The 22,589-nt window shown below is 60.0% G+C and carries 28 protein-coding genes; 16 read left to right on the top strand and 12 right to left on the bottom strand.

The genetic code is table 11. From position 1 onward, the window contains the following. The first annotated feature begins 48 nt into the window (after positions 1–48). The 6 genes from pmbA (at position 49) to NE357_RS04375 (ending at position 5,325) form a co-directional block, all read left to right on the top strand. Complete coding sequence (gene pmbA / locus NE357_RS04350) at positions 49–1,395, top strand: metalloprotease PmbA (RefSeq protein WP_432760319.1); 1,347 nt, start codon at positions 49–51, stop codon at positions 1,393–1,395. A gap of 161 nt (positions 1,396–1,556) precedes the next feature. Next, positions 1,557–1,964 (top strand): FagA protein, encoded by a 408-nt coding sequence (locus tag NE357_RS04355; RefSeq protein ID WP_169428863.1) that lies wholly within the window; start codon positions 1,557–1,559, stop codon positions 1,962–1,964. Continuing rightward, the gene (locus tag NE357_RS04360) at positions 1,945–3,321 is read left to right on the top strand and encodes a class II fumarate hydratase (RefSeq protein WP_169428864.1); all 1,377 of its coding nucleotides are present in this window, start codon (positions 1,945–1,947) and stop codon (positions 3,319–3,321) included. Before NE357_RS04355 ends, NE357_RS04360 begins: the two co-directional genes overlap by 20 nt. A gap of 27 nt (positions 3,322–3,348) precedes the next feature. After that, a complete protein-coding gene (locus tag NE357_RS04365) occupies positions 3,349–3,789 on the top strand; it encodes a hypothetical protein (RefSeq protein ID WP_169428865.1) in 441 nt (146 codons plus the stop codon). Between the two features lies 1 nt (position 3,790). Then, positions 3,791–4,402: a superoxide dismutase gene (locus NE357_RS04370; protein ID WP_169432594.1), complete on the top strand. Its 612-nt coding sequence runs from the start codon at positions 3,791–3,793 to the stop codon at positions 4,400–4,402. Positions 4,403–4,431: 29 nt separating this feature from the next. Beyond that, entirely contained in the window at positions 4,432–5,325 is an 894-nt protein-coding gene (locus tag NE357_RS04375) for a ZIP family metal transporter (protein ID WP_169428866.1), read from the top strand. Positions 5,326–5,362: 37 nt separating this feature from the next. Here the strand turns inward: NE357_RS04375 and NE357_RS04380 are convergent, their stop codons facing one another. The 10 genes from NE357_RS04380 to NE357_RS04425 form a co-directional block, all read right to left on the bottom strand. Beyond that, positions 5,363–5,638 (bottom strand): HPr family phosphocarrier protein, encoded by a 276-nt coding sequence (locus tag NE357_RS04380; protein ID WP_169428867.1) that lies wholly within the window; start codon positions 5,636–5,638, stop codon positions 5,363–5,365. A 15-nt stretch (positions 5,639–5,653) separates the two neighbouring features. After that, positions 5,654–6,511, bottom strand: a complete 858-nt coding sequence (gene rapZ / locus NE357_RS04385; RefSeq protein ID WP_169428868.1) for an RNase adapter RapZ — start codon at positions 6,509–6,511, stop codon at positions 5,654–5,656. A 2-nt stretch (positions 6,512–6,513) separates the two neighbouring features. Then, positions 6,514–6,978 carry a PTS IIA-like nitrogen regulatory protein PtsN gene (gene ptsN / locus NE357_RS04390; protein WP_169428869.1) on the bottom strand — a complete coding sequence of 155 codons (465 nt, stop codon included), beginning with the start codon at positions 6,976–6,978 and terminating at the stop codon, positions 6,514–6,516. 11 nt (positions 6,979–6,989) lie between these two features. Further along, positions 6,990–7,298 carry a ribosome hibernation-promoting factor, HPF/YfiA family gene (hpf, locus tag NE357_RS04395; protein ID WP_007953578.1) on the bottom strand — a complete coding sequence of 103 codons (309 nt, stop codon included), beginning with the start codon at positions 7,296–7,298 and terminating at the stop codon, positions 6,990–6,992. 73 nt (positions 7,299–7,371) lie between these two features. Continuing rightward, positions 7,372–8,865, bottom strand: a complete 1,494-nt coding sequence (locus tag NE357_RS04400; RefSeq protein ID WP_169428870.1) for an RNA polymerase factor sigma-54 — start codon at positions 8,863–8,865, stop codon at positions 7,372–7,374. A gap of 186 nt (positions 8,866–9,051) precedes the next feature. Beyond that, the gene (gene lptB / locus NE357_RS04405; protein WP_007953572.1) at positions 9,052–9,777 is read right to left on the bottom strand and encodes an LPS export ABC transporter ATP-binding protein; all 726 of its coding nucleotides are present in this window, start codon (positions 9,775–9,777) and stop codon (positions 9,052–9,054) included. Continuing rightward, positions 9,777–10,322 (bottom strand): lipopolysaccharide transport periplasmic protein LptA, encoded by a 546-nt coding sequence (gene lptA, locus NE357_RS04410; protein ID WP_169428871.1) that lies wholly within the window; start codon positions 10,320–10,322, stop codon positions 9,777–9,779. The genes lptB and lptA overlap by 1 nt, the downstream gene beginning before the upstream one ends. After that, positions 10,309–10,881, bottom strand: coding sequence for an LPS export ABC transporter periplasmic protein LptC (gene lptC / locus NE357_RS04415; RefSeq protein ID WP_169428872.1), 573 nt, complete (start codon positions 10,879–10,881; stop codon positions 10,309–10,311). Before lptC ends, lptA begins: the two co-directional genes overlap by 14 nt. 8 nt (positions 10,882–10,889) lie before the next feature. Further along, the gene (locus NE357_RS04420) at positions 10,890–11,414 is read right to left on the bottom strand and encodes a KdsC family phosphatase (protein WP_007953567.1); all 525 of its coding nucleotides are present in this window, start codon (positions 11,412–11,414) and stop codon (positions 10,890–10,892) included. Continuing rightward, positions 11,415–12,389 (bottom strand): KpsF/GutQ family sugar-phosphate isomerase, encoded by a 975-nt coding sequence (locus NE357_RS04425; protein ID WP_169428873.1) that lies wholly within the window; start codon positions 12,387–12,389, stop codon positions 11,415–11,417. Between the two features lie 276 nt (positions 12,390–12,665). On the opposite strand from NE357_RS04425, the gene NE357_RS04430 reads away from it, so the two are divergent. The 10 genes from NE357_RS04430 (at position 12,666) to hisC (ending at position 20,618) form a co-directional block, all read left to right on the top strand. Next, positions 12,666–13,478, top strand: coding sequence for an ATP-binding cassette domain-containing protein (locus NE357_RS04430; protein ID WP_169428874.1), 813 nt, complete (start codon positions 12,666–12,668; stop codon positions 13,476–13,478). Next, a complete protein-coding gene (mlaE, locus tag NE357_RS04435) occupies positions 13,478–14,275 on the top strand; it encodes a lipid asymmetry maintenance ABC transporter permease subunit MlaE (protein WP_169428875.1) in 798 nt (265 codons plus the stop codon). Before NE357_RS04430 ends, mlaE begins: the two co-directional genes overlap by 1 nt. Then, positions 14,275–14,742 (top strand): outer membrane lipid asymmetry maintenance protein MlaD, encoded by a 468-nt coding sequence (mlaD, locus tag NE357_RS04440; RefSeq protein WP_169428876.1) that lies wholly within the window; start codon positions 14,275–14,277, stop codon positions 14,740–14,742. Before mlaE ends, mlaD begins: the two co-directional genes overlap by 1 nt. A gap of 11 nt (positions 14,743–14,753) precedes the next feature. Continuing rightward, on the top strand, positions 14,754–15,404 hold the full coding sequence (locus NE357_RS04445; protein ID WP_169428877.1) for an MlaC/ttg2D family ABC transporter substrate-binding protein: 651 nt from the start codon (positions 14,754–14,756) through the stop codon (positions 15,402–15,404). After that, positions 15,401–15,706 carry an STAS domain-containing protein gene (locus tag NE357_RS04450; RefSeq protein WP_169428878.1) on the top strand — a complete coding sequence of 102 codons (306 nt, stop codon included), beginning with the start codon at positions 15,401–15,403 and terminating at the stop codon, positions 15,704–15,706. Before NE357_RS04445 ends, NE357_RS04450 begins: the two co-directional genes overlap by 4 nt. A gap of 115 nt (positions 15,707–15,821) precedes the next feature. After that, positions 15,822–16,061: a BolA family protein gene (locus NE357_RS04455; protein WP_169428879.1), complete on the top strand. Its 240-nt coding sequence runs from the start codon at positions 15,822–15,824 to the stop codon at positions 16,059–16,061. Positions 16,062–16,083: 22 nt separating this feature from the next. Further along, positions 16,084–17,349, top strand: a complete 1,266-nt coding sequence (murA, locus tag NE357_RS04460; protein WP_169428880.1) for a UDP-N-acetylglucosamine 1-carboxyvinyltransferase — start codon at positions 16,084–16,086, stop codon at positions 17,347–17,349. A 127-nt stretch (positions 17,350–17,476) separates the two neighbouring features. Continuing rightward, the gene (hisG, locus tag NE357_RS04465; RefSeq protein ID WP_085746934.1) at positions 17,477–18,112 is read left to right on the top strand and encodes an ATP phosphoribosyltransferase; all 636 of its coding nucleotides are present in this window, start codon (positions 17,477–17,479) and stop codon (positions 18,110–18,112) included. A gap of 125 nt (positions 18,113–18,237) precedes the next feature. Continuing rightward, positions 18,238–19,563 carry a histidinol dehydrogenase gene (gene hisD / locus NE357_RS04470; RefSeq protein WP_169428881.1) on the top strand — a complete coding sequence of 442 codons (1,326 nt, stop codon included), beginning with the start codon at positions 18,238–18,240 and terminating at the stop codon, positions 19,561–19,563. 2 nt (positions 19,564–19,565) lie between these two features. Beyond that, entirely contained in the window at positions 19,566–20,618 is a 1,053-nt protein-coding gene (hisC, locus tag NE357_RS04475) for a histidinol-phosphate transaminase (protein WP_169428882.1), read from the top strand. A gap of 83 nt (positions 20,619–20,701) precedes the next feature. Here hisC and NE357_RS04480 read toward each other — a convergent pair whose 3' ends face one another. After that, a complete protein-coding gene (locus NE357_RS04480) occupies positions 20,702–21,127 on the bottom strand; it encodes a hypothetical protein (protein ID WP_169428883.1) in 426 nt (141 codons plus the stop codon). Between the two features lie 239 nt (positions 21,128–21,366). After that, the gene (algW, locus tag NE357_RS04485; RefSeq protein ID WP_169428884.1) at positions 21,367–22,524 is read right to left on the bottom strand and encodes a Do family serine endopeptidase AlgW; all 1,158 of its coding nucleotides are present in this window, start codon (positions 22,522–22,524) and stop codon (positions 21,367–21,369) included. Positions 22,525–22,589 lie beyond the last annotated feature (65 nt).

The following is a 22,589-nucleotide window of genomic DNA, read 5'->3' on the forward strand; positions in this document are numbered from 1 at the left end:
GGTCGCTCGAAGGCCCCAGCCGAAAGCAGAATTTGAGTGGAGATGAGCATGAGTGCAGTTGAAAGCGTCGGCCCACAGGCATTGCCGGCACTGCAGGAACAGGTCGAGCAGATCATCGCCGAAGCCAGGCGTCAGGGCGCCAGTGCCTGCGAAGTGGCGGTGTCGCTGGAGCAGGGGCTGTCAACCTCCGTGCGTCAACGTGAGGTAGAAACGGTCGAGTTCAACCGCGATCAGGGCTTTGGCATCACGTTGTACGTCGGCCAGCGCAAGGGGTCTGCCAGCACGTCTGCCACCGGGCCGGATGCGATTCGCGAGACTGTCGCCGCGGCGCTGGCGATTGCCAGGCACACCTCGGAAGATGAAGCCTCGGGGCTGGCGGATGCCGCCCTGATGGCCCGGGATATTCAGGATTTCGACCTGTTCCACCAATGGGACATCACTCCGGAGCAGGCCATCGAAAAGGCGTTGCTCTGTGAAGCGGCGGCGTTCGACGCCGATGCCCGCATCAAGAATGCCGATGGCACCACGTTGAGCACTCATCAGGGCTGCCGTGTGTATGGCAACAGCCACGGTTTCATCGGCGGTTATGCTTCGACCCGACACAGCCTGAGCTGCGTGATGATCGCCGAGGCCGATGGCCAGATGCAGCGCGATTATTGGTATGACGTGAACCGCCAGGGCAGTTTGCTGGCGGATCCGGTGAGCATTGGTCAGCGTGCGGCACAGCGAGCGGCGAGCCGTCTGGGCGCGCGTCCGGTACCGACCTGCGAAGTGCCTGTACTGTTTTCGGCGGAATTGGCGGGTGGGTTGTTCGGCAGCTTCCTGTCGGCCATTTCCGGCGGCAGTCTGTACCGCAAATCGTCGTTCCTCGAAGGCACCCTGGGCCAGAAGCTGTTCCCGGAATGGCTGACCATCGACGAACGCCCGCACCTGATGCGTGCCATGGGCAGTGCTTCCTACGATGGTGACGGTCTGGCGACCTATGCCAAACCGTTCGTCGAGAAAGGCGAGCTGGTGTCGTACATCCTTGGCACCTATTCCGGTCGTAAACTCGGTATGCCGAGCACCGCCAACGCGGGCGGCGTACACAACCTGTTCGTCACTCATGGTGATGAAGACCAGGCTGCCTTGCTGCGGCGTATGGGGCGTGGACTGCTGGTCACCGAGTTGATGGGCCATGGTTTGAACATGGTGACCGGTGATTACTCGCGCGGTGCGGCGGGTTTCTGGGTCGAGAACGGTGAGATCCAGTTCGCGGTGCAGGAAGTGACCATCGCCGGCAACATGCGCGACATGTTCAAGCAGATCGTCGCAGTCGGTAATGATCTGGAGCTGCGCAGCAACATTCGCACCGGTTCGGTGTTGATCGAGAAGATGACTGTCGCGGGCAGCTAAGTTTCCGACAGGCAAACAAAAGGCGCGCCACCCAATCCGGTGGCGCGCCTTTTTTGTGTCTGCAAATTTTTTCGGATGGACAAGGCCGCTGAAAAGCTACGCTTGTTTTGGTTCTCATTATCATCTAATAATAAATCTCATTATCGGATGAGCCCAGGATCATGAGTTCTGCCTTGCACGAGCAGCCGTACCTCGAAAGCTGGCGCTGGATGAGTCGCCAGATCCGTTGCGCGATGGACCCGGACGAACCGCGCCTGATCGAGCACTACCTGGCCGAAGGCCGGTATCTGGCCTGCTGCACGGCGACCTCGCCCTGGACTGTCGCTGAAACCTCTTTCCGCCTGCTGCTCGACACGGCCACCGACATCGCTCTGCCGTGGCACTGGCGCAGTCTCTGTCTCGATCAGGCCTGGCGCCCATTGCGTGAAATGGAGCGCCTGACGCTGTGCAAATGCCGGCTCAAACGCTGGCAAAGCTACGCCTGGCAACTCGCCACTTGCGAGTTGCAACCCTCGATTCCCCTTATTGAACTGGTGCAAGGATTTTCAGATGACCAAGACACGTATTGAGCGCGACAGCATGGGCGAACTGCAGGTGCCGGTGGACGCTCTCTACGGCGCGCAGACCCAGCGTGCAGTGGATAACTTCCCGATCAGCGGCAAACCGATGCCGACCTCGTTCATCCGTGCGCTGATTCTGGCAAAAGCCGCTGCCGCACGGGCCAACGTCGAACTCAGCCAGCTCAGCGCCGCTCAAGGCAAAGCCATCAGCGATGCCGCCCAGGGTCTGCTCGAAGGCGACTTCATGCAGCATTTCCCGGTGGATATCTTCCAGACCGGTTCCGGCACCAGCTCCAACATGAACGCCAACGAAGTGATCGCCACCCTGTCCAGTCGCCTGCTCGACGAGCCAATCAATCCTAACGATCACGTCAACTGCGGGCAGAGCAGCAACGACATCATCCCGACCACCATCCACGTCAGCGCCGCACTGGCGCTGCACGAGCAGTTGCTGCCGGCCCTGCTGCATCTGGTACAAGTCATCGAGCGCAAGGCCGAACAGGTGCATCACCACGTCAAGACCGGCCGTACTCACTTGATGGACGCCATGCCGGTGCGCATGAGCCAGGTACTCAACGGTTGGGCGCAGCAGCTCAAGGCCAATATCAGTCACCTGCAGGATTTGCTGCCAAGCCTGCAATCCCTGGCTCAGGGCGGCACGGCGGTCGGCACCGGAATCAACGCGCATCCGGAATTCGCTGCGCGTTTCAGCCGCCAATTGAGCCAACTGACCAACGTGCAATTCACCCCGGGCAAGGACCTGTTCGCGCTGATCGGCTCGCAGGACACAGCCGTGGCCGTGTCGGGTCAGCTCAAGGCCACCGCCGTCTCGCTGATGAAAATCGCCAACGACCTGCGCTGGATGAACTCCGGCCCGCTCGCCGGCCTTGGCGAAATCGAACTGGAAGGCTTGCAGCCGGGCTCGTCGATCATGCCGGGCAAGGTCAATCCGGTGATTCCGGAAGCCACTGCGATGGTGGCGGCGCAAGTCATCGGCAACGATTCGGTGATCACCATCGCCGGTCAGTCAGGCAACTTTGAACTGAACGTGATGCTGCCGATCATCGCTCAGAACCTGTTGAGCAGCATCGAATTGCTGGCCAACGCCAGCCGTCTGTTGGCCGACAAGGCCATCGCCAGTTTCAAGGTCAACGAGTCGCGCCTCAAGGAAGCGCTGTCGCGCAACCCGATTCTGGTCACAGCGCTCAACCCGATCATCGGTTACCAGAAAGCCGCGGAAATCGCGAAGCAGGCCTACAAACAGGGCCGTCCGGTGATTGACGTTGCGCTGGAACACACCGACCTGTCGCGCAGCCAGCTGGAAGAGTTGCTCAATCCCGAGAAACTCACCGCCGGCGGCGTGTAAGCACCGCAATCGCTTTGGAGGTTCACCATGGAGCACTGGAAACGCACGATCGAACGGGCCAATCGCTGCTTCATGCTGGGCGAACTGATCGACGCCCGCGAGGCCTATCTGCAAGCGCTGGCCCTGGCCCAGGTGCTGTTCGAGCGCTGGGGCGATGCCGACGAAGCGGTAGCGGCCTGCGTTATTTCCCATCACAACCTGGCCGACCTGCATCTGCGCCTGAACCAGCCGGAGGAGAGCGCCGAATACCTGTGCGCGATCCACCAGCGCCTGTTGCAGACCATGCAGGATGAGCGTCTGCGCCCGGCGCTGCGTGAAGCGGCGCTGCGCCAGAGCAGCAAGACCTATGTCGAGCTGCTCAACTTCATCAGCGAGCACGGCGAATACCCGCGCACCCAGCGTCTGCTGCACCCGGATACCGGCAATGCACGCCGCGTGCCTGCTCAATATCACCATGGAGTCCACTGATATGGCCTTTACCCTGCCAGCACTGCCTTATGCCTACGACGCACTGGAACCGCACATCGATGCGCAGACCATGGAGATTCATTACACCAAGCATCACCAGACCTACATCAACAACCTGAACGCCGCAGTCGAGGGCACTGAATACGCCGAGTGGCCGGTGGAAAAGCTGGTGGCCAGCGTTCAGCAACTGCCGGAAACGTTGCGTGCGGCGGTCATCAACCAGGGCGGGGGGCATGCCAACCATTCGCTGTTCTGGGAAGTGATGGTGCCCAACGGTGGGGGCAAGCCGAACGGAGCGCTGGCCAGGGCGATCGATGAGCAACTGGGTGGTCTCGACAGCTTCAAGGAAGCCTTCACCAAAGCTGCGCTGACCCGCTTCGGCAGCGGCTGGGCGTGGCTCAGTGTCACTGCGGACAAGAAGCTGGTGGTGGAAAGCAGCGGTAACCAGGACAGCCCGCTGATGAGCGGCCACACGCCGATTCTCGGACTCGACGTGTGGGAACACGCCTACTACCTGCGTTATCAGAATCGCCGCCCGGAATACATCAGCGCGTTCTACAACGTGATCAATTGGCCTGAAGTCGCTGCGCGTTATCAGGCTGCGCTGGTTTAGGTCGTCTATAAAACACTCCAGGGCTGACTATGGGCACTGAAACACTGGCGATCGGAAGTGGGCGTATGTTCCGTTACGCATTCGGGTCGCTGCTGCTGTTGGCGGGCATGACCTTGCTGGTGGCTCACGGACTCGAATGGCTGAACCTGGAGCCGAAACTGTCCCGGGCATTGCAGGGCGGTGCGATCTGCGCTCTTGGTACGGCACTCGGGGCGGTTCCGGTGCTGGTGATCCGCAACATGCCTCAGGTGTTAGGCGATACGCTGTTGGGGTTTGGCGCTGGCGTGATGCTGGCGGCGACCGCGTTTTCGCTGATCGTGCCGGGGATTGCCGCCGCAGAAGGCCTGGGGCTGAGCCCTTGGGGCGCCAGTGGTCTGATCTGTTTCGGCATCATGCTCGGTGCTTTCGGCCTGTATCTGGTGGACCGCAAGTTGTCCGGCGCGTCACCGGAGATGCTGATCGGCAGTGTCGAGCATCCGGTGATTCCCCCGCGGATCTGGCTGTTCGTGTTTGCCATCATTGCCCATAACATTCCGGAAGGCATGGCCGTCGGCGTCAGCGCTGGCGGCGGCATGCAGGACGCTGACAGCCTGGCGATGGGTATCGCCTTGCAGGACGTGCCGGAAGGGCTGGTGATTGCGCTGGTGCTGGCCGGGGCAGGGATGTCGCGGGTCAATGCGTTTCTGATCGGGGCGGCCTCAGGTCTGGTCGAACCGGTGTTCGCCCTGCTGTGTGCGTGGCTGGTCAGCCTGGCGGAATTGTTGTTGCCCCTGGGATTGGCGCTGGCGGCCGGGGCAATGTTGCTGGTGGTGACCCACGAAGTGATCCCGGAGTCGCGACGCAATGGTCACGACAAGCTGGCGAGTCTGGGATTGCTGATGGGTTTCTGTCTGATGATGGTGATGGATACGGCGTTGGGATAAGTATGGCGAGAGAGACCGCTCTCGCCACAATGGACTTTCAGCCGCCTTCGTCGAAGTAGTTGTTGATCAGGGCGACGAGTGCATCCATGGCTTCCTGTTCCTGATGACCCTCGGTACTCAGGTAGATTTTGGTGCCCTTGCCGGCCGCGAGCATCATCATCGCCATGATGCTTTTGCCATCAACCGTGGTTTCGGGGGTGCGACCTACTCTGATCGTGCAGTCGGGATACTGACCCGCCACGCCCACGAACTTTGCCGACGCCCGGGCATGCAGTCCCAGTTTGTTGATGATTTCGATTTCCAGAGCAGGCATCGCGGTGTGAATCCTTTAGCTGAGGTCGCGGTGGCGGACCTGGACGTTTTTCAGGGTTTTCTGCAGGGCCTGACCCAGACGTTCGGTCAGGTAGACGGAGCGGTGATGCCCGCCGGTGCAGCCAATGGCAATGGTCACGTAGGCACGATTGCTCGCAGCGAAGCGCGGCAGCCATTTGAACAGATAGGCGTAGATGTCCTGAAACATCTCTTCGACTTCCGGCTGCGCCGCCAGATACTCGGCCACCGGCTCATCGAGCCCGGACTGTGCGCGCAGCTCCGGTTTCCAGTACGGGTTGGGCAGGCAGCGTACATCGAACACCAGATCCGCATCCACCGGCATGCCGCGTTTGAAACCGAACGACTCCACCAGAAATGCCGTGCCCGGCTCAGGCTGGTTCAGCAGCCGCAGCTTGATGGTGTCGCGCAACTGATACAGGTTCAGATTGGTGGTATTGACCTTCAGGTCGGCCAGATCGGCGATGGGGCCCAGCAGGGCGGTTTCATCGTCGATTGCCTCGGCCAGCGAACGGTTGGCGCTGCTCAGCGGGTGACGGCGACGGGTTTCCGAGAAACGCTTGAGCAGGGTTTCTTCGTCGGCGTCCAGGTACAGAACGTCGCACTGGATGTGTCGACTGCGAACTTCTTCAAGCAATTCCGGGAAGCGCGAGAGGTGGCTTGGCAGGTTGCGTGCATCGATCGACACCGCGACCAGTGGTTGAGACAGTTCAGTATGAATCAGCGCGCGCTCCGCCAGCTCCGGCAACAGGCCGGCCGGCAGATTGTCGATGCAGTAGTAACCGTTGTCCTCAAGGACATCCAGTGCGGTGCTTTTGCCCGAGCCGGAACGGCCACTGACGATGATCAAGCGCATGTTTAGTGCCCGTTTTGCTCGTCCAGGACAACCTGATACAAGGCTTCGTTAGTCGTGGCGCGACGCAGTTTCTCGCGCACTTCCTTGCGGTCGAGCATGCTGGCTATCTGGCGCAGCAGCTCCAGGTGCGCATCGGTGGCAGCTTCCGGGACCAGCAACACGAACAGCAGGTCGACCGGTGCGCCATCGATGGCATCGAAATCTATTGGGGCTTCCAGGTGCATCAGGGCACTGATGGGCGATTCACAGCCCTTGAGGCGACAGTGGGGAATGGCGATGCCGTTGCCAAAACCCGTCGAGCCGAGTTTTTCACGGGCAATCAGCGCCTCGAAGACATCTTGCATCTCCAGATCCGGGACTTCCCGGGCGATCAGGTTGGCAATTTGTTCGAGGGCTTTCTTTTTACTGCCGCCCGGCACGTTCACCAGGGAACGGCCGGGGGTCAGGATGCTTTCAAGTCGGATCATGGGGGTGGGGGTTATCGACCGGTAGCGCCCTGGAGCAGGCTCTGGGTCTTTTCCTTATGCTTTTTGAGTTGTTTATCAAGCTTGTCGGTCAGCGCGTCGATCGCTGCGTACATATCGGTATGTTCCGCGTTTGCGACGACCTCGTTGCCGGGAATATGCAGCGTGGCTTCGATTTTCTGCTTCAGCTTTTCGACGCACATCGTGACTTGCACGTTGGTGATCTTGTCGAAATGTCCCTCAAGCCTCTTGAGCTTTTGCTCAACGTACTCACGGAGAGGTTGGGTAACTTCCAGTTGGTGTCCACTGATGTTGACTTGCATACAGCTTCTCCTTCGTTGCCAGTGCATAAAGCGGCAGGCCGAAGAGCCTGCCACTGGAACGCTGTAACGTGGCTTACATCAACCGCTTGCGTTCGCTCGAAGGCGCGATTCCCAGGGATTCGCGGTACTTGGCGACGGTGCGGCGAGCCACCTGAATGCCTTGTGCCTCCAGTAAACCAGCGATCTTGCTGTCACTCAACGGCTTTTTCTGATTTTCCGCGGCGACCAGTTTCTTGATGATCGCGCGGATCGCCGTGGACGAGCATTCGCCGCCTTCGGAGGTGCTGACATGGCTGGAGAAAAAGTATTTCAGTTCATATATGCCCCGCGGGGTATGCATGAATTTTTGCGTGGTCACCCGGGAAATCGTCGACTCGTGCATACCCACCGCTTCAGCGATGTCGTGCAGCACCAGTGGCTTCATGGCTTCGTCGCCGTACTCCAGGAATCCGCGCTGATGTTCGACGATCTGAGTGGCTACCTTCATCAGGGTTTCGTTGCGACTCTGCAGACTCTTGATGAACCAGCGGGCTTCCTGCAACTGATTGCGCATGAAGGTATTGTCGGCGCTGGTGTCGGCGCGGCGCACGAAACCGGCGTATTGGGCGTTGACCCGCAGGCGTGGCACGGATTCCTGGTTCAGCTCGACGAGCCAGCGCTCGTTGTCCTTGCGCACGATCACGTCGGGTACCACGTATTCGGCTTCGGTGGACTCGATTTGCGAGCCGGGGCGCGGGTTGAGGCTCTGGACCAGTTCGATGACCTGGCGCAGTTCATCTTCCTTGAGCTTCATGCGCCGCATCAACTGGCTGTAGTCGCGGCTGCCGAGCAGGTCGATGTAATCGGTGACCAGACGCTTGGCTTCCGCCAGCCAGGGGGTCTTGGTCGATAGCTGGCGCAATTGCAGCAGCAGGCATTCACTCAGGTTGCGGGCGCCGATGCCGGCGGGTTCAAACTGCTGGATGCGGTGCAGGACGGCTTCGATCTCGTCCAGCTCGATGTCGAGTTCCGGATCGAATGCGTCGAGAATTTCTTCGAGGGTTTCATCGAGGTAGCCCTGATTGTTGATGCAGTCGATCAGGGTGACAGCGATCAGGCGGTCGGTGTCGGACATCGGCGCCAGGTTCAGTTGCCACAGCAAGTGGCTTTGCAGGCTTTCACCGGCAGAGGTGCGGGTGGTGAAATCCCACTCGTCGTCATCGCTGCTGGGCAGGCTGCTGGCGCTGGTCTGGTAGACATCTTCCCAGGCGGTGTCCACAGGGAGTTCGTTGGGGATGCGCTCGTTCCATTCGCCGTCCTCGAGATTGTCGACCGTCGGCGCGGTTTCCTGATAGGAAGGTTCCTGGATCTCGGTGTTGGGTTTCTGTTCGGCGTTGTCGGCCAGCGGGTCGGAATTGTCGAAGTCGTCGCCGTCTTCCTGGCGTTCGAGCATCGGGTTGGATTCCAGCGCCTCCTGGATTTCCTGTTGCAGATCCAGGGTCGACAATTGGAGCAGGCGGATGGCCTGTTGCAGCTGCGGTGTCATCGTCAGCTGCTGGCCCATTCTCAAGACTAGCGATGGTTTCATGGCAGGGGCTTAACACCTTATTCGCCGGCGCTATGCGCCATCCACTACAGGGCGCCGGAGCGCCAAACTTAAGCAAATTATATGCCTGAAACTGTCGTGTTTGCCTAGAGCGCTGTAACAATAAAAGCCTATAAAAATGCGCTTCAACGTTACAGCACCCGGACGGCCGCTCGAATACCGTCGCGCTTACAGGCGGAACTCGTGACCCAGGTACACTTCCTTCACCAGATCGTTGGCGAGGATGGTCGCGGAGTCGCCTTCGGCAATCAGTTGGCCGTCGTTGACGATGTAGGCTGTTTCGCAAATATCCAGCGTCTCGCGGACGTTGTGGTCGGTGATCAGCACACCGATGCCCTTGGCCTTGAGGTGGTGGATGATCTGCTTGATGTCGCCCACGGAGATCGGGTCGACACCGGCGAATGGTTCGTCGAGCAGAATGAACTTCGGCGCCGTAGCCAGTGCGCGAGCGATCTCCACGCGGCGGCGCTCACCACCGGACAGGCTCATGCCGAGGTTGTCGCGAATGTGGCTGATGTGGAATTCCTGCAGCAGGCTTTCCAGCTCCTTGCGACGACCGGCCTTGTCGAGCTCCTGACGGGTTTCGAGGATGGCCATGATGTTGTCGGCGACCGACAGTTTGCGAAAGATCGACGCTTCCTGCGGCAGATAACCGATACCGGCTTTCGCGCGACCGTGCATGGGCTGGTGACTGACGTCCAGGTCGTCGATCAGTACGCGACCCTGATCGGCCTGAACCAGGCCGACGATCATGTAGAAGCACGTGGTCTTGCCGGCGCCGTTCGGGCCGAGCAGACCGACGATCTGACCGCTGTCAATCGACAGGCTGACGTCGCGCACGACCTGGCGGCTTTTATAGGCCTTGGCCAGGTGCTGAGCTTTCAGAGTTGCCATTACTGGGTTTTCTCGTCGGTTTTCTTCTTCGGCTGGATCACCATGTCGATGCGCGGACGCGCTTCGGTGACCTTGCTGCCAGTGGCTCGACCGGCGCTGGCCAGTTTTTTCACCGTGTCATAGACGATTTTCTCGCCCTGAGTGGTGTTGTTGTCCTTGTCGACGACTTTTGCCTTGTCGATCAGCACGACGCGGTTCTGCGCAGCGTGGTACTGAATCGTCACGCCCCAGCCCTGGACGGGTTTGGCATCACCGGCAGTCTGCAGCTGCTCGAAGTAGGCGAGGTTGCCCACCGAAGTCACGACGTCGATGTCACCGTTAGGCGCGCGGGTCATGGTCACGGTGTTGCCTTTGACGATCATCGAACCCTGGGTGATGATCACATCGCCCTTATAGGTCGCGATGCCATTCTTGTCATCGAGCTGAGCGTCGTCAGCCTGGATGCGGATCGGTTGCTGACTATCGTTCGGCAGAGCCCAGGCGCTCACGCTTCCCAGTGCTGCGCCCAGACTGAGCAAAATAGGGAGGGTTTTAACGAGCCTCATACTGTCCTCTTACGTTCGATAGCAGGTGTATCCTGCTTTCCTTCAAATACGCTTTCATTCCCACGCCGGTCGATACACCGCCAGCGCCGTCGATTCTAACGGGTTGCTGGGTCTGCGCATATTGCTGCTGAGGGAACACCGTCATTCGGGTGCTGGTGATCAGGGTGTCGCGGTTCTTTTCGTCGGTACGCTTGATCCGGACCGAGTCGATCAGTTCGACTTCGGTGCCTCCGGAGTTCACTTCGCCGCGCTCGCTGGTCACGTGCCACGGGAAGTCGGTGCCGCGGTACATGTTCAGGTCGGGCCGGGTGACCAGTGTAATGTCGGTCGCCTTGACGTGCTCGGCCTTCTCGGACGTCATTTCGTACTGCACCTTGCCATCTTCCAGATACTGCAAGGTGTGGGTGTTGGTCGCGTACCAGTCGATCGGGCTTTCTGCTGCGGAGACAGGAGGCTTGTCGAGGAAGCGTTCCGGGCTGATGTTCCAGTAGCCGACTGCGCCGAAAATCGCAGCGATGCAACCGAACAGCAGTATGTTGCGAATTTTTTTGCTAAACATGGTTTGACTCACAGGTACGCGTTGTTGGCGGCATCGAGGCTGCCCTGGGCGCGCAGGATCAGTTCGCAGAATTCGCGGGCGGCACCTTCGCCACCGCGGGCCTGAGTGACGCCGTGAGCGTGCTCGCGCACAAAGGCCGCGGCGTTGGCTACAGCCATGCCGAGTCCCACTCGACGGATCACCGGCAGGTCGGGCAAGTCGTCGCCGAGGTAAGCCACTTGTTCATAGCTTAGGCCCAGTTGCTCCAGAAGACCGTCGAGAACCACCAGTTTGTCTTCACGACCCTGAAACAAGTGCGGGATACCCAGGTTCTTTGCCCGACGCTCGACCACCGGAGTCTTGCGACCGCTGATAATGGCGGTCTGTACGCCGGCGTTCATCAACATCTTGATGCCCTGGCCATCGAGGGTATTGAACGTCTTGAATTCGCTACCGTCTTCAAGGAAGTACAGGCGCCCGTCGGTGAGAACACCGTCGACGTCGAAAACCGCCAGTTTGATGGCTTTGCCGCGTTGCAGCAGATCGTTGCTCATTTACATCACTCCTGCGCGCAGCAGGTCGGAGAGGTTGAAGGCGCCGATCGGGCGATCGTCCTCGTCCACGACGACAAGTGCGTTGATTCGATGGTCTTCCATGATTTTAAGGGCTTCGGCAGCGAGCATTTCGGCGCGGGCGGTCTTGCCATGTACGGTCATCACCTGGTCGATGGTCGCGCTGTGTACATCAATGCTGCGATCCAGCGTGCGGCGCAGGTCGCCGTCGGTGAAGATCCCGGCAAGCCTGCCGTCGGCTTCGAGAATGACGGTCATGCCCAGACCCTTGCGGGTCATTTCCATCAGGGCGTCCTTGAGCAGGGTGCCGCGCTGTACCTGCGGCAGCTCTTGACCTGCGTGCATGACGTTTTCCACTTTCAGCAGCAGGCGACGGCCGAGTGCGCCACCCGGGTGGGAAAAGGCGAAATCTTCGGCGGTGAAGCCGCGGGCTTCCAGCAACGCGACGGCCAGGGCATCGCCCATGACCAGGGCGGCAGTGGTCGAGGAGGTCGGCGCCAGGTTCAGCGGGCAGGCTTCGTGCTCGACGTGAACGTTGAGATTGACCTCTGCGGCTTTGGCCAGTGGCGATTGCGGGTTGCCGGTCACGCTGATCAGCTGGATGCCCAGGCGCTTGATCAGCGGCAGCAGGGTAACAATCTCGTTGGTGGAGCCGGAGTTCGACAGGGCCAGGATCACGTCATCACGGGTGATCATGCCCATGTCGCCGTGACTGGCTTCGGCCGGGTGCACGAAAAATGCCGGGGTGCCGGTGCTGGCCAGGGTCGCGGCAATCTTGTTGCCGATGTGCCCGGATTTGCCCATGCCGACCACGACTACACGGCCCTTGCTGGCCAGAATCATCTCGCAAGCGCGTACGAAATCGGCGTCGATATGGGGCAACAAGCCTTGTACGGCTTCCACTTCGAGGCGGATGGTGCGTTGTGCCGATTGAATCAGGTCGCTGGTTTGGCTCATGTCAGAAATCGTATAGCCCGATGAAAAGGCGGCGATTATAGCGGTTATGTTGAAAAGCCTCACGCAAGTTCGTCGTGCTTTGTCATTCCTTGTTAACAAAAGCCTTCAGTTAAACGCTTGCGGCCTGTCATATCGCTGAACGTGGCCGGGGAGAGGCCTTGGGCGCTTGCCCTTTGCAGTGATATAGTTCGCCGCCAGTTCGGCCTGCCCGGGATGTAAGGGCTTTCTCCAGAAAGCCAGGCGTCCGAGTGAGAGGCTGCATCGCAAGGAGTTTAGATGAGTGCCGATAACGCCTACGCGGTCGAGCTGAAGGGAGTCTCCTTCAAGCGCGGTGCGCGGAGCATTTTCAATAACGTCGATATCCGCATCCCGCGCGGCAAGGTCACCGGAATCATGGGGCCTTCCGGGTGTGGCAAGACTACGCTGCTGCGCCTGATGGGGGCCCAGTTGCGTCCATCGAAGGGCGAGGTCTGGGTCAATGGCCAGAACCTGCCTGCGCTGTCGCGCAGCGATCTGTTCGACGCGCGCAAGCACATGGGCGTGCTGTTTCAGAGCGGCGCCCTGTTCACTGATCTCGACGTGTTCGAGAACGTCGCCTTTCCCCTGCGCGTTCATACCGAGTTGCCGGAAGAAATGATCCGCGACATCGTCCTGCTGAAATTGCAGGCCGTGGGTCTGCGGGGGGCCATCGAGCTGATGCCCGATGAGCTGTCCGGCGGCATGAAGCGTCGCGTGGCTCTGGCCCGGGCGATTGCACTTGATCCGCAGATTCTCATGTACGACGAACCGTTCGTCGGCCAGGACCCGATCGCCATGGGCGTTCTGGTGCGCCTGATTCGCCTGCTCAACGATGCATTGGGGATCACCAGTATCGTGGTTTCCCACGATCTCGCCGAAACCGCGAGCATTGCCGATTACATTTATGTCGTGGGCGATGGTCAGGTGCTGGGGCAGGGCACGCCGGATGAGCTGATGAACTCGGACGAGCCGCGAATCCGTCAATTCATGACCGGTGATCCCGACGGGCCGGTGCCATATCATTTTCCAGCGACGGATTACCGCGCAGATCTTCTGGGGAAGCGCCGCTGATGCGCAGAATTACATTAATGGAGCGTGTGCGTCGGTTTGGCCAGGCGGGGATCGACACCGTCGCGGTATTCGGGCGTTCGACCCTGTTCCTGTTTCATGCCTTGCTCGGTCGAGGCAGCATCGGTGGCAGCTTTGGCCTGCTGGTCAAGCAACTGCATTCGGTCGGTGTGATGTCGCTGGTGATCATTGTGGTCTCCGGGATTTTTATCGGCATGGTGCTGGCGCTGCAGGGGTTCAACATCCTGTCGAGCTATGGCTCGGAGCAGGCGGTGGGGCAGATGGTTGCCTTGACCCTGCTGCGTGAGCTGGGACCGGTGGTGACGGCGCTGCTGTTCGCCGGTCGTGCCGGTTCGGCACTGACGGCGGAAATCGGCAACATGAAGTCCACCGAGCAGTTGTCCAGCCTGGAAATGATCGGTGTCGATCCACTCAAGTACATCATTGCTCCGCGCCTGTGGGCCGGTTTCATTTCCCTGCCGGTGCTGGCGATGATCTTCAGCGTGGTCGGCATCTGGGGCGGTTCCTGGGTCGCGGTCGACTGGCTGGGCGTCTATGAAGGCTCCTACTGGGCGAACATGCAGAACAGCGTGAACTTCTCCAGCGATGTGCTCAATGGCGTGATCAAAAGTATCGTATTCGCCTTTGTCGTGACCTGGATCGCCGTATTCCAAGGCTACGACTGTGAACCCACTTCCGAGGGAATCAGTCGTGCCACCACCAAGACCGTAGTGTTTGCCTCGCTGGCAGTGCTGGGCCTGGACTTTATTCTGACCGCTTTGATGTTTGGAGATTTCTGATGCAAAACCGCACCCTGGAAATCGGTGTCGGCCTGTTCCTGCTGGCAGGGATCCTGGCCTTGTTGCTGCTTGCCCTGCGGGTCAGTGGCCTGTCTCCGACTTCGACCACCGATACCTACAAGCTATATGCCTACTTCGACAATATCGCCGGTTTGACGGTCAGAGCCAAAGTGACCATGGCCGGTGTGACCATCGGCAAGGTCACGGCGATCGATCTGGACCGCGACAGCTTCACCGGCCGCGTTACCCTGTTGGTGGACAAGAAGGTCGACAACCTGCCGACCGACTCCACAGCGTCTATCCTGACCGCTGGCCTGTTGGGCGAGAAGTACATCGGTATCAGCGTGGGCGGGGAAGACACCCGGCTCAAGGATGGTGGAACCATTCACGACACCCAGTCGTCACTGGTACTGGAAGACCTGATCGGTAAATTCCTGCTCAATACCGTTAGCAAAGACGCCAAATGAGGAGCTTTTGAATGATCTCTACCTTGCGACGTGGCCTGTTGGTGTTGCTCGCGACACTGCCATTGCTGGCGAACGCTGCGCCCGGGCAGTCGGCGCACGATCTGGTTCAGGACACTACCAACCGGATGCTCGCCGATCTGTCGGCCAATAAAGAGAAGTACAAGCAGGATCCGCAGGATTTCTACACCGCGCTGAACAACATCGTGGGTCCGGTGGTGGATGCCGAAGGCATTTCCAAAAGCATCATGACGGTCAAGTATTCGCGCAAGGCCACGCCGGCGCAGATGCAGACCTTCCAGGAAAACTTCAAGCGTGGCCTGTTCCAGTTCTATGGCAACGCCTTGCTGGAATACAACAACCAGGGCATCACCGTCGATGCGCCGAAGGATGAGTCGGGCGATCGCACCAGCGTCGGCATGACCGTCAAGGGCAACAACGGCGCGATCTATCCGGTTCAGTACACGCTGGAGAAGATCAACGGCGAGTGGAAGCTGCGTAACGTGATCATCAACGGCATCAACATCGGCAAGCTGTTCCGTGACCAGTTCGCCGACGCGATGCAGCGCAACGGCAACGACCTGGACAAGACCATCAACGGCTGGGCCGGCGAAGTGGCCAAGGCCAAGCAGACCGCCGAGAAACAAGAGAAGCCAGCCCAATGACCGAGTCGGCCGTTCGTCTGGACGAAGCCAGTGTGCTGCAGCTCACTGGCGTGCTGGATTACCGCACCGGGCCCGGTCTTCGGGAGCAGGGGCGGGCGCTGATCAAGTCGTGCAATGCTCCGGCATTGGTCATCGACTGCTCGGCGGTGGAGAAGTCCAGCAGTGTCGGTCTGTCGTTGCTGCTGTGCTTCATTCGCGACGCGAAAGCTGCCGGCAAGGCCGTCAGTATCCGCGAGATGCCGGAAGACATGCGCGAAATCGCTCAGGTCAGCGAGCTGACCGAGCTGTTGGCGCAACCCTGAACCCGCATCTACAGGGAAGCCCCCCGTCAGAGTCCTGCGCAGCGGGGTTCGCAGGCGCGGGGCTTTTTTGTATGATGTCCGACCCGTGCGCACAGGGCGCCGATTGAGGTTGAGCATGCAGGCCGTAGAAGTGAAGAGCTTCCTTGAAGGAAAGCTGCCAGGAACGCTGGTGGAAGTTGAAGGCGAAGGCTGCAACTTTCAGCTGAACGTGATTAGTGATGAACTGGCGGTGTTGAGCCCGGTCAAGCGTCAGCAAAGCATCTATGCCCATTTGAACCCATGGATCGCCGATGGCAGCATCCACGCGGTCACTATGAAATTTTTCAGCAGCGCGGCCTGGGCCGAGCGCACCTGAGCCCTAGGGCGTCGAGATTCTTATGGATAAATTGATTATTACCGGTGGCGCTCGTCTTGATGGCGAGATCCGCATCTCCGGGGCGAAGAACTCCGCCCTGCCGATCCTGGCCGCCACTCTGCTGTGCGATGGCCCGGTGACTGTTGGCAACCTGCCGCACCTGCACGACATCACCACCATGATCGAGCTGTTCGGTCGCATGGGCATCGAGCCTGTGATCGACGAAAAGCTCAGCGTCGAAATCGACCCACGCACCATCAAGACCCTGATCGCCCCGTACGAGCTGGTGAAAACCATGCGTGCCTCGATCCTGGTGCTGGGCCCGATGGTCGCGCGCTTCGGTGAAGCCGAAGTCGCCCTGCCTGGCGGTTGCGCCATCGGCTCGCGTCCGGTCGACCTGCACATCCGCGGCCTGGAGGCCATGGGTGCGATCATCGACGTCGAAGGCGGCTACATCAAGGCCAAGGCGCCTGAAGGTGGCCTGCGCGGTGCGCACTTCTTCTTCGATACCGTCAGCGTGACCGGTACCGAAAACATCATGATGGCCGCTGCTCTGGCCAAGGGTCGCAGCGTGCTGCAAAACGCCGCCCGCGAACCTGAAGTGGTCGACCTGGCGAACTTCCTGAACGCCATGGGTGCCAAGGTATCCGGCGCCGGCACCGACACCATCACCATCGATGGCGTCGAGCGTCTGGGTTCGGCCTTCTACAAGGTCATGCCTGACCGTATCGAAACCGGCACCTACCTGGTGGCCGCCGCGGTCACCGGCGGTCGTGTGAAGGTCAAGGACACCGATCCGACCATCCTCGAAGCCGTTCTGGAAAAGCTCCGTGAAGCCGGTGCAGAAATCACTACCGGTGAAGACTGGATCGAGCTGAACATGCACGGCAAGCGCCCGAAAGCGGTCAATGTGCGCACCGCCCCGTACCCGGCGTTCCCCACCGACATGCAGGCGCAGTTCATCTCGCTCAACGCCATTGCCGAAGGCACCGGTGCCGTGATCGAGACGATCTTCGAAAACCGTTTCATGCACGTGTACGAACTGCACCGCATGGGCGCCAAGATCCAGGTCGAAGGCAACACGGCCATCGTGACCGGCACTGAAATCCTCAAGGGCGCGCCAGTGATGGCAACCGACCTGCGGGCTTCTGCCAGCCTGGTAATCTCGGCCCTGATGGCCGAAGGCGATACCCTGATCGACCGCATCTACCACATCGACCGTGGTTACGAGTGCATCGAGGAAAAACTGCAGATGCTGGGCGCCAAGATCCGTCGCGTTCCGGGCTAGTCGCTGCATCGGGACACAGGGAAGTGTCCGTTGAATTCGTTTTGATCGGGGGTGGTGACGCCCTCGAAGTATGTTCGGCGCCGATTGCGACCGGGCATGAGTACCTTGATAAGGACTGACGTTTCCCATGTTGACCATCGCACTGTCCAAGGGCCGCATCCTTGACGACACCCTGCCGCTTCTCGCCGAAGCGGGCATCGTGCCGACCGAGAATCCGGACAAGAGCCGCAAGCTGATCATCCCCACGACCCAGGAAGACGTACGCCTGTTGATCGTGCGTGCCACCGACGTGCCGACTTATGTCGAGCATGGCGCGGCCGACCTCGGCGTTGCCGGTAAAGATGTGTTGATGGAATACAGCGGTCAGGGCCTGTACGAGCCGCTGGATCTGCAGATCGCCCAGTGCAAGCTAATGACCGCCGGCAAGGTCGGCGCGGTCGAGCCCAAGGGTCGCCTGCGCGTGGCCACCAAGTTCGTCAACGTTGCCAAGCGTTACTACGCCGAGCAGGGTCGTCAGGTCGACATCATCAAGCTCTATGGCTCGATGGAACTGGCGCCGCTGATCGGTCTGGCCGACAAGATCATCGACGTGGTCGACACCGGCAACACCCTGCGTGCCAATGGCCTGGAACCTCAGGAACTGATCGCCACGATCAGCTCGCGTCTGGTGGTCAATAAAGCTTCGATGAAAATGCAACACGCCCGAATCCAGGCGTTGATCGACACCCTGCGCAAGGCAGTGGAGTCTCGACACCGCGGCTGATGTACCTGCGCGACCTTGAGTCGCGCCCGTCTATCCGCCTCATAGCCAGAATCTCAGGTGCCCAAGCGGAAACGACTGCTAAGTTAGGGCGCCTGAGTTTTTGCCATTCCTATGAGGCTCTCGCTATGACCGCACCGACTGCAATTCGCCGACTCAACGCTGCTGACCCGGATTTCGCGCATCATCTGGATCATCTGCTGAGCTGGGAAAGTGTGTCTGACGACTCGGTCAATCAGCGGGTGCTGGACATCATCAAGGCTGTGCGCGAGCGCGGTGACGCGGCGCTGGTCGAGTTCACCCAGAAATTCGACGGCCTCGAAGTCGCCTCCATGGCAGACCTGATCCTGCCGCGCGAGCGTCTGGAACTGGCCCTGACCCGCATCACCGTGCCGCAACGCGAAGCGCTGGAAAAAGCCGCCGCCCGGGTGCGCAGCTACCACGAAAAACAGAAGCAGGATTCCTGGAGCTACACCGAAGCCGACGGCACGGTGCTGGGCCAGAAAGTCACGCCGCTGGATCGCGCCGGCCTGTACGTGCCGGGCGGCAAGGCGTCGTACCCGTCGTCGGTACTGATGAACGCGATTCCGGCCAAGGTTGCCGGCGTGACCGAAGTGGTGATGGTGGTGCCGACGCCGCGTGGCGAGGTCAACGAACTGGTGCTGGCGGCGGCGTGCATCGCCGGCGTCGACCGGGTGTTCACCATCGGTGGCGCCCAGGCCGTTGCCGCGTTGGCTTATGGCACTGAAAGCGTGCCGCAGGTGGACAAGGTCGTCGGCCCGGGCAACATCTATGTCGCCACGGCCAAGCGTCACGTGTTCGGTCAGGTCGGCATCGATATGATCGCCGGCCCGTCGGAAATCCTCGTGGTGTGCGACGGCCAGACCGATCCGGACTGGATCGCCATGGACCTGTTCTCCCAGGCCGAGCACGACGAAGACGCCCAGGCGATCCTGGTCAGCCCGGACGCCGGGTTCCTCGACAAGGTCGCCGCGAGCATCGACAAGCTGCTGCCGACCATGGATCGCGCCACCATCATTGAAACCTCGATCAATGGTCGCGGTGCCTTGATCCACGTGCGTGACATGGCCCAGGCCATCGAAGTCGCCAACCGCATTGCCCCGGAACACCTGGAGCTGTCGGTCGCCGACCCGCAGGCCTGGCTGCCGCAGATCCGCCACGCCGGCGCGATCTTCATGGGCCGTCACACCTCCGAAGCGCTGGGTGACTACTGCGCCGGACCGAACCACGTATTGCCGACCTCCGGCACCGCGCGTTTCTCTTCGCCGCTGGGTGTGTATGACTTCCAGAAACGCTCGTCGATCATCTTCTGCTCCGAGGCCGGTGCTTCGGAACTTGGCAAGACCGCATCGATCCTGGCCCGTGGCGAATCGCTGAGCGCCCACGCTCGCAGCGCCGAGTACCGCATCAAAGACGAAGTGAAGGGGAACTGAACATGAGTAAATTCTGGAGCCCGTTCGTCAAGGATCTGGTGCCTTATGTACCGGGCGAGCAGCCGAAGCTGACCCGTCTGGTCAAACTCAACACCAACGAAAACCCGTACGGCCCGTCGCCAAAAGCCCTGGCGGCGATGCAGGCCGAACTCAACGACAACCTGCGTCTGTACCCGGATCCGAACAGCGACCTGCTGAAAAACGCCGTCGCCAACTACTACGGCGTGCAGAGCAATCAGGTGTTCCTCGGCAACGGTTCGGACGAAGTGCTGGCGCACATCTTCCACGGCCTGCTGCAACACGATCGGCCGGTGCTGTTCCCGGACATCAGCTACAGCTTCTATCCGGTTTACTGCGGTCTCTACGGCATCAAATTCGACGCGGTGCCGCTGGACGCGCAGTTCCGGATCAATCCGGCGGACTACGCCAAGCCGAACGGCGGGATCATCTTCCCCAACCCGAACGCACCGACCGGTTGCCTGTTGGCGCTGGAAGCGGTCGAGCAGATTCTCAAGGCCAGCCCGGATTCGGTGGTGGTGGTCGATGAGGCCTACATCGACTTCGGCGGTGAAACCGCGATCAGCCTGGTGGACCGTTATCCGAACCTGCTGGTGACCCAGACCCTGTCCAAATCCCGTTCGCTGGCGGGCCTGCGGGTGGGGCTGGCGGTCGGCCATCCGGACCTGATCGAGGCACTGGAGCGGATCAAGAACAGTTTCAACTCCTACCCGATCGATCGCATGGCGAATGTCGGTGCGGCGGCAGCATTCGAGGATCGCGAATACTTCGACAAGACCTGCGCATTGGTCATCGAGAGTCGTGAGTGGGTGGTTGCGCAGTTGCAGGCCAAGGGCTTTGAAGTGCTGCCGTCAGCGGCGAATTTCATCTTCGCCCGGCATCCGCAGCATGATGCGGCAGGGCTGGCGGCGAAACTGCGTGAGCAGGGCGTGATCGTGCGCCACTTCAAACAGGAACGGATTGCCCAGTTCCTGCGGATCTCGATCGGTACGCCGGAGCAGAATCAGGCGTTGATTGAGGGACTTGGCGATTTGTGATTGTTGAATGAGCACAGTTCCCGGTTTATCACCGGGAACTGTTGTTCGATGTTGCTCATCAACCCTGTGCCGGATTGGAGTAACTAAGTTCTTTTTCTGGCCTTGAATGTTATTTCGGCCACCGACCTGTCGGCGAAAATCATGTGGATTGTCGCCTCAATGCCTGCGTACCCTGTTGTGAATTTCCCAGTAACTGTGCCTGTGTCTGGATAGTGCATGACACTGTCATAGTTTAATGCCCACTGAAAATGGTGTTCAGTAACGCCTCGTTCGTAGGACTGTTGAAAGTTGTGATATGGGCCTTCTAGCAGCGATACAACAAAGGTGTCGTGCTGTGTTCCGCCCTTAGACTTCGAGGTGCTAACCGGCTTCAAGTAACTTGCAGTAATCAAGCCTGATGTAAAAAATACGATTGTTGATGTGAGAGTGACCCCTCTCCATTTGATTGTTACATCACCATCATCGAAGTCTGGTTGAGGCTCGAAGTTATAAATTTTCTGAGTCGTCATGGTTTTTCCTTGCAGAAACCAGGTTTGATCGACAACTCGGTTTCTGATGTCGTGGCTGAGGGAGATCAACATTAATCTACAGACAGACTGAACTCACCTGTCATATCTGACAGGTGAGGTAGATTCATTGGTTTGGAGAGTTATCGCGAACACAAGTAAATGGGCATTCAGACATGTTGCATGTCTGGGGGAGGGAGCGGGGCGACCGCCTCCGCTCTTACAGTCAGTTGTGGCGACGCTTACTCTTCTTTTTCCTGAACCGGCGCCGGCGGCGGACGCAGACCGATCTCGGCGGTCAGCTTCAACTCCTTGCCGTTGCGCATCACCTGAATCGTGACCTTGTCAGTCGGCTTGATCCGCGCCACCTGGTTCATGGATTTGCGGCCATCACCGGCCGGTTCGCCGTCGATGCTGAGGATCACGTCACCCAGTTGCAGGCCGGCCTTCTGTGCCGGGCCGTCGCGGAAAATCCCCGCCACCACGATCCCCGGACGCCCGGACAGACCAAACGACTCCGCCAGCTCCTGAGTCAGCGGTTGTACTTCGATGCCCAGCCAGCCGCGAATGACCTGACCGTGCTCGATGATCGACTTCATCACTTCCATCGCCAGCTTCACCGGGATCGCGAAGCCGATGCCTTGCGAGCCGCCGGACTTGGAGAAGATCGCGGTGTTGATGCCGGTGAGATTGCCGTTGGCGTCGACCAGCGCGCCGCCGGAGTTGCCCGGGTTGATCGCCGCGTCGGTCTGGATGAAGTCTTCATAGTTGTTCAGGCCCAGCTGGTTGCGGCCGGTAGCGCTGATGATGCCCATGGTCACGGTCTGGCCGACGCCGAACGGGTTGCCGATGGCCAGTGCGACGTCGCCGATGCGGATGTTGTCAGAGCGCCCGACGGTGATCGCCGGTAGGTTTTTCAGGTCGATCTTCAGCACCGCCAGGTCGGTTTCCGGGTCGCTGCCGATCACGCGGGCCAGGGTTTCACGGCCATCCTTGAGTGCCACAACGATCTGGTCGGCACCGGTGGTGACGTGGTTGTTGGTCAGGATGTAGCCTTCGGGGCTCATGATCACGCCGGAACCGAGGCTCGACTCCATGCGTTTCTGCTTCGGCGAGTTGTCCCCGAAGAAGCGGCGGAACTGCGGGTCCTCGAACAGCGGATGGCTCGGTTTGTTGATGACTTTGGTGGTGTAGAGATTGACCACCGATGGCGCGGCGATGACCACCGCGTCGGCATAGGACACTGGCCCCTGCTGTGTGCTGGTGGTCTGCGGGGCCTGTTGCAGGTTGACGTCGAGGCTCGGAAGCCCGACCCACTGCGGGTAACGCTGAATTATCAACAGAGCGATAAGCACACCGGCCAACAGCGGCCAGCCGAAAAAACGCAGCGCCTTGAGCATTAAGCACGTCCTGGAAAAGTTGCAGGCGGGGTCAGACCGCCCATAATGTCGCGCATTATACGAGG

The sequence above is a fragment of the Pseudomonas sp. G7(2022) genome (assembly GCF_052660475.1).